The organism is Pseudomonas sp. BN411 (genome assembly GCF_029871235.1).
Lineage (GTDB): Bacteria > Pseudomonadota > Gammaproteobacteria > Pseudomonadales > Pseudomonadaceae > Metapseudomonas.
Genome location: NZ_SSOM01000047.1, coordinates 1 through 6,442 on the forward strand (window position 1 = coordinate 1; position 6,442 = coordinate 6,442).

Here is a 6,442-nt window from a genome sequence, read left to right on the forward strand (position 1 = left end):
TCCAGCACGCCGGGGAACGGGTTGTTGATTTCCGAGCTCCAGCAGCGGCCGCTGGAGGTGTTGATGATGCCGGCCAGGACTTTCGCGTCCATGCCCAGGGCAACGCCCAGCGCCATGGCTTCGGCGACGCCGACCATGGAGATGCCTAGCAGCATGTTGTTGGCGATCTTGGCCACCTGGCCGTTGCCTGTGTCACCACAGTAGACGATGTTCTTGCCCATGGCGGCGAGCAGCAGGTGGGCCTCGTCGAAGGCGCTGACGGTGCCGCCGACCATGAAAGTCAGGGTGCCAGCCGCCGCGCCACCTGTGCCACCGGAAACCGGCGCGTCGAGCATGGGATTGCCCTGGGAGGCGGCGGCTTTGGCCACTTCGCGGGCGCTGAGCGGGTCGATGGTCGAGCTGTCGATCAGCAGCACGCCCGGCTGGACGTTGGCCAATAGGCCTTCGGCGCCCAGGTAGACATCCTTCACGTGGGCCGCGGTGGGCAGCATGGTGATGATCGCGGCGACGCCATCGCGGGCCAGCTCCGCCGGGCTGTTGGAGGTGCGGGCGCCGAGCTCTACGAGTGCGGCGGTCGCCAGCGGCGAGGGGTCGAATACGGTGAGGGTGTGGCCGGCCTTGAGCAGGTTGCGGGCCATGGGGCCGCCCATGTTGCCGAGGCCAAGGAATCCGATATGCATGTTGGCGTCCTCTTGATTGGGGCCGGAAAAATTCGGTCAGCGATGCGTGAAGTGGGGGGCGCGCTTTTCAACGAAGGCGTTCATGCCTTCCTTCTGGTCGGCGCCGGCGAACAGCGAGTGGAACAAGCGGCGTTCGAAGCGCACACCTTCATTGAGGCCCAGCTCGAAAGCGCGGTTGACGCATTCCTTGGTCATCATTGCGGCGGGCAGCGATTTGCTGGCGATGCCACGGGCGGCGGCCAGGGTTTCGTCCAGCAGGGATTCGGCCGGCAGCACGCGGGCCACCAGGCCGGCGCGTTCGGCTTCCTCGGCGGTCAGCTGGCGGCCGGTGAGGCACAGCTCCATCGCCTTGGACTTGCCCAGGGCGTGGGTCAGGCGCTGGGTGCCGCCGATGCCCGGAATCACCCCGAGGGTCAGTTCCGGCAGGCCGAAGCGGGCGTTCTCGGCGGCGTAGATGAAGTCGCACATCAGCGCCAGTTCGCAGCCACCGCCCAGGGCGTAGCCGGCGACCGCGGCGATCAGCGGTTTGCGCCGGGCACCGATGCGGTCGGCGGCGGCGAAGAAGTCGTCCAGGTAGATCTGTGGAAAGCCGAAGTCGGACATCTCTTTGATGTCGGCGCCAGCGGCGAAGGCCTTGGCCGAGCCGGTGATGACCAGGCAGCCGACGTCCGGATCGGCCTCCAGTTGATCAAGTGCCTGGTTCAGCTCGGCGATGAGTTGCGAGTTGAGGGCGTTGAGTGCCTTGGGGCGGTTCAGCGTGATCAGGCCGACGCGGTCCTGCACCGAGACCAGGATGGTTTCGTATTCCATGGCGTTACTCCAGGCGGGCCGGCGCGAGGCGCCGGCCCGGAGGGATCATTTCAGGGTGATGGTGGTGTTCACCGCGCCGCCGACATCGTCCTCGTCGAACCAGCGCTGGGTGATGGTCTTGGTCTGGGTGTAGAACAGCACCACCTGCTTGCCGTAGGGGCCGAGGTCACCCAGCTTGGAGGCGCGCGAGCCGCTGAAGGAGAACAGCGGGACCGGCACCGGGATCGGTACGTTGATGCCGACCTGGCCGACGTCGATCTCTTCCTGGAAGTGACGCGCAGCGGCGCCGGAACGGGTGAAGAGGGCGGTGCCGTTGCCGTTCGGGTTGGCGTTGATGAAGGCGATGGCCTCATCCAGGCTGGCAGCGTTCACCACACAGAGCACCGGCCCGAAGATTTCTTCGCGGTAGATGGTCATTTCCGTGGTCACGCCGGAGAAGATGGTCGGGCCGACGAAATTGCCGTCCTCGTAGCCGGGTACTGTCGGGTTGCGGCCGTCGAGCACCAGCTTGGCGCCTTCCTCGATGCCGGTGGCGATCAGGCCGCTGATGCGGTCCAGCGCGGAGCAGGAGACCACCGGGCCGATGTCGGTGCCAGGCTCGACGCCGGCATTCACCTTCAGGGTCTTGGCCTTCTCCACCAGGTCCGGCAGCCAGGTTTGCGCTTCGCCCACCAGGATCACCACCGGCAGGGCCATGCAGCGCTGGCCGGCGGCACCGAAGGAGGCGCCCAGCAGGTTGTTCAGGGTCTGTTGCTTGTTCGCGTCAGGCAGGACGATGGCGTGGTTCTTGGCGCCCATCATGCACTGCGCGCGCTTGCCGTTCAGGGAGGCGCGGTTGTAGACGTGGGTGCCCACCTTGGTTGAGCCGACGAAGGACACGGCCTTGATGTCCGGGTGGTCGCAGATCAGGTTCACCGCGTCGACGCCGCCGTGGATCACGTTCAGCACGCCTTTCGGGATACCGGCTTCCAGGGCCAGCTCGACGAGGCGCATGGTCACCAGCGGGTCCTGCTCGGACGGCTTGAGGACGAAGGTGTTGCCGCAGGCGATGGCCATGGGGAACATCCACAGCGGGATCATCGCCGGGAAGTTGAACGGGGTGATGCCGGCGCACACGCCGATCGGTTGCAGCAGGGTGTAGGTGTCCACGCCATTGGCCACGTTGTTGGCCAGTTCACCCATCTGCAGGGTGCCGATGTTGGCGGCGTGCTCCACCACTTCCAGGCCACGGAAAACATCGCCCTCGGCGTCCGGCAGGGTCTTGCCCTGTTCGGCGGTGAGCAGGGCGGCCAGCTCCTTCATGTTTTCGCGGATCAGCTGCTGGTACTTGAGGAAGATGCGGGCGCGGGCGCCGATGGGGGTCTTGCGCCAGGTCTTGAAGGCGTCCTGGGCGGCGGCGACGGCGGCATTCATCTCGTCCTGGGTGGCGAAGGGCACGCGAGCCAGGACTTCCTGGGTGGCCGGGTTTACCACGTCGCGCCACTGCTGGGACTTGGATTCGACGAATTCGCCATTGATGAGCAGCTTGACGCTGGGAACGCTGGAAGTGGTCATTTACGGGTCCTGCCTGCTTTCGTTAGGTCGAGTGAGGCCCCTCGGTGCTTTGGTCCGAGCGGTCGGGTTTTCGGTTGGGAGGGCGGTCGGTGTGCCGGCCCGGGTTCAGCCCTTGAGCTGCGGGAAGTCTTCTTCGAAGTACTCCTGCTCACCCCGTGCATCGCTTTGGCGGCGCTGCACTTCCATCTGCCGCAGTTCCACCCGGCGGATCTTCCCGGAGATGGTCTTGGGCAGTTCGCGGACGAACTCGATGCGGCGCACCCGCTTGTAGGGCGCCAGGTGTTCGCGGGCGAAGGCGAGGATGTTGCAGGCCAGTTCAGCGCTGCCGGGCTCGTCATGGGCCAGGATCAGGAACGCCTTCGGCACCGCCAGGCGTACCGGGTCCGGGCTGGGCACGATGGCCACTTCCATCACGGCGGGGTGCTCGATCAGGGCGCTTTCCAGCTCGAAGGGGCTGATGCGGTAGTCGGAGGCCTTGAACACATCATCGGCGCGGCCGACGAAGGTGATGTAGCCGTCTTCGCAGATTTGCGCGGTGTCGCCAGTGCGGTAGTAGCCGTCGCGCATCACTTCGGCGGTCTTCTCCGGGCTGTCCTCGTAGCAGAGCATCAGGCCCAGGGGGCGGACGTCCAGCGGCAGGGCCACTTCGCCCTCGTTGCCGGGCTGGCCGTCGGGGTCGAGCATGGTCACCCGGTAGCCGGGCAGCGGGCGACCCATGGAGCCGGGCTTGAGCTTCTGGCCGGGGGTGTTGCCGACCAGCGCGGTGGTTTCCGACTGGCCGAAACCGTCACGCAGCCACAGGTCCCAGGCATGGTGGATCTGCTCGATGATTTCCGGGTTCAGCGGCTCGCCGGCCCCCACCAGTTCACGCAGGCGCAGGCGGCCGCGATAGCTGGCCAGGTCTTCCTGGATCAGCATGCGCCACACGGTGGGCGGGGCGCAGAGGCTGGTGACGCCGTAGCGTTCCAGCACGCCGAGCAGCGCCGGGGCGCTGAAGCGCGAGGTGTTGTGGATGAAGATGCAGGCGCCGGCGTTCCACGGAGCGAAGAAGCAGCTCCAGGCATGCTTGGCCCAGCCGGGGGAAGAGATGTTCAGGTGCAGGTCGCCGGGCTGCAGGCCGATCCAGTACATGGTGGAGAGGTGGCCGACCGGGTAGCTCTGGTGGCTGTGCAGCACCATCTTCGGTTTGGAGGTGGTGCCGGAGGTGAAGTAGAGCAGCATCGGGTCGGTGGCCAGGGTCACGCCATCGGCCTCGAACTCGGCGGAGTATTCCAAGGCAGCGTTGTGCGGCGTCCATCCCGGTGCGCCCTGGCCGACGCTGATGCGGGTGCAGCCTTCGGCCAGACCGTTGAATTTCTCCAGGTTGGCGCTGCCGACCACCAGGTGGCGGACGTGGCCACGCTCGATGCGATCGCGCAGGTCTTCGGGGGTGAGCAGGGCGGTGGCGGGAATGACTACGGCGCCCAGCTTGAAGGCGGCCAGCATGGTCTCCCACAGGGCGATGTCGTTGCCCAGCATCATCAGGATGCGTTCGCCGCGCTGCACGCCCTGGGCACGCAGGTGGTTGGCAACGCGGTTGGAGCGTACGGCCAGTTCCTCGAAGCTGTAGCGGCGCTCGCTGCCGTCTTCTTCGACTATCCAGAGTGCGGTGGCCTGGTTGCCCTTGGCCATGCCGTCGAAGTAATCAAGGGCCCAGTTGAATTCGACCAGTTGCGGCCAGCGGAAATCACGTACGGCGGTGTCGTAGTCGGTGCGGTTGGCCAGCAGGAAGTCACGGGCGGCAAGGAAGGGAAGGCTGTTGGGGTTCATGGTGCGTGCCCTTGATTGTTTTTGTCGGGTCTTTCGGCCTTTGGCCGGGTTGGTGGGTTGAGTATAGGTGGGCGCAAATCAAATAAGAACGCGCAGAAAAACCGGTGCGATGTGCAAAAAAATCATAGCCATTCGCACGAGACCGCGCGGGGCGAAGTTGAGTTTGGCGGGCAGCTTTTGTGTAGGAGCGGCGGGTCAGCCGGGTGCCGTGGTTGGGTCGGAGTTGTGATGTAGGAGCGAGCTCTGCTCGCGAAAGGGGCCGGCTCGGGAGGTTCGCGAGCAGAGCTCGCTCCTACAAATTCCGTTACGTTGGGCTTCGCTGCGCGCTGCGCCAACCTACAGGAGCCCGCTCTGTAGAGCCGGACATCCTGTAGGGGCGAATTCATTCGCCAGGCAGGACGCCGTCCTGCCGCGGTGAACCCTTACCAGAGCGGCAGGGTGTAGCTGAGGATCAGGCGGTTCTCGTCGAGGTCGTTGCCGAAGTTGGTGGTGCGCACGGTCGCGTTGCGCCATTTGAGGCCGAGGTTCTTCAGGGGGCCGCTCTGCACCACATAGGCGATGTCGGTGTCGCGTTCCCACTCCTTGCCGTCCTCGCGGCCGGCGCCCAGTTCCACGTCGTCGCCGCTGAGGTAGCGGGTCATGAAGGTCAACCCCGGAATCCCCACAGCGGCGAAGTTGTAGTCGTAGCGGGCTTGCCAGGAGCGTTCTTCGCGGTTGGCGAAGTCGCTGATCTGCACGAAGTTCACCAGGTAGGCGTCGCTGCCGTTGACGTAGGCGAAGCCGGTGTCGCCGCTCATGCGCTGGTAGCCCAGGCCGACGGCATGGCCGCCGAAGCCGTAGGTGAACATGGCGCCGAAGGCCTTGTTGTCGACATTGCTGCCGCCCTCGTCGGTGGAGCGGGCGAAGCGCAGGTCGCTCTTCAGGCTCTGGCCGTCGCCGAGCGCCAGCAGGTGGTTCAGGCTCAGGTAGTGCTGGCGGTAGAAGTCGTCCAGGCGGCTGAAGCCATAGCCGGTAGTCAGGGCGTCGTTCCACTTGTAGCTGAGGTTGGCGAAGTCGAAGGCGTCGCTGGTGGTCTGGCGCGCGCGGATGTTCTTCACGCCCACCGTGGTGATGCTCATGTCTTCGTAATCGGAGGAATCGCGCTGGTTCACCTGGGTGAGGCGTCCGGCGTCGACGGTCAGGCCGTCGATCTCCAGCGAGTTGAGCTGGCCGCCTTCGAAGGTCTGCGGCAGCAGGCGCGAGTCGTTGGCCAGCAGCACCGGCAGCTTGGGCATCAGGGTGCCCAGCTTGAGGGTGCTTTTCGAGGCCCGCAGCTTGGCGGTCAGGCCCAGCTCACCGTACTCGTCCTGGGCGCGTTTGGGCGCTTCGCGATCTCGCTTGAGCAGGCCGGAGCCGGCGCGGTCGGGGCTGGAGTCCAGCTTCACGCCGAGCAGGCCGATGGCGTCCAGGCCGACGCCGATGCTGCCTTCGGTGAAACCCGACTCGTAGCGCAGGAGGAAGCCTTGCGCCCATTCCTCGGCCTTGGCCTGCGGGGCGGCGTGCTGGCGGAAGTCGCGGTTGAAGTAGAAGTTGCGCAGCTCCAGGCTGGC

Annotated in this window: 5 protein-coding genes; all 5 read right to left on the reverse strand. The window is 65.8% G+C overall.

Annotated features, from left to right (window positions below):
- A partial coding sequence (mmsB, locus tag E8F06_RS06220) for a 3-hydroxyisobutyrate dehydrogenase (RefSeq protein ID WP_280363578.1) occupies positions 1–680 on the reverse strand: 680 nt, incomplete at its 3' end.
- Positions 681–716: 36 nt separating this feature from the next.
- Positions 717–1,490, reverse strand: coding sequence for an enoyl-CoA hydratase (locus tag E8F06_RS06225; protein WP_280365286.1), 774 nt, complete (start codon positions 1,488–1,490; stop codon positions 717–719).
- 45 nt (positions 1,491–1,535) lie between these two features.
- On the reverse strand, positions 1,536–3,044 hold the full coding sequence (locus E8F06_RS06230) for a CoA-acylating methylmalonate-semialdehyde dehydrogenase (RefSeq protein ID WP_280365288.1): 1,509 nt from the start codon (positions 3,042–3,044) through the stop codon (positions 1,536–1,538).
- A gap of 105 nt (positions 3,045–3,149) precedes the next feature.
- Entirely contained in the window at positions 3,150–4,853 is a 1,704-nt protein-coding gene (locus tag E8F06_RS06235; RefSeq protein WP_280365290.1) for an AMP-binding protein, read from the reverse strand.
- A gap of 422 nt (positions 4,854–5,275) precedes the next feature.
- The coding region (locus E8F06_RS06240) for an OprD family porin (RefSeq protein WP_280365291.1) at positions 5,276–6,442 on the reverse strand (1,167 nt) is incomplete at its 5' end.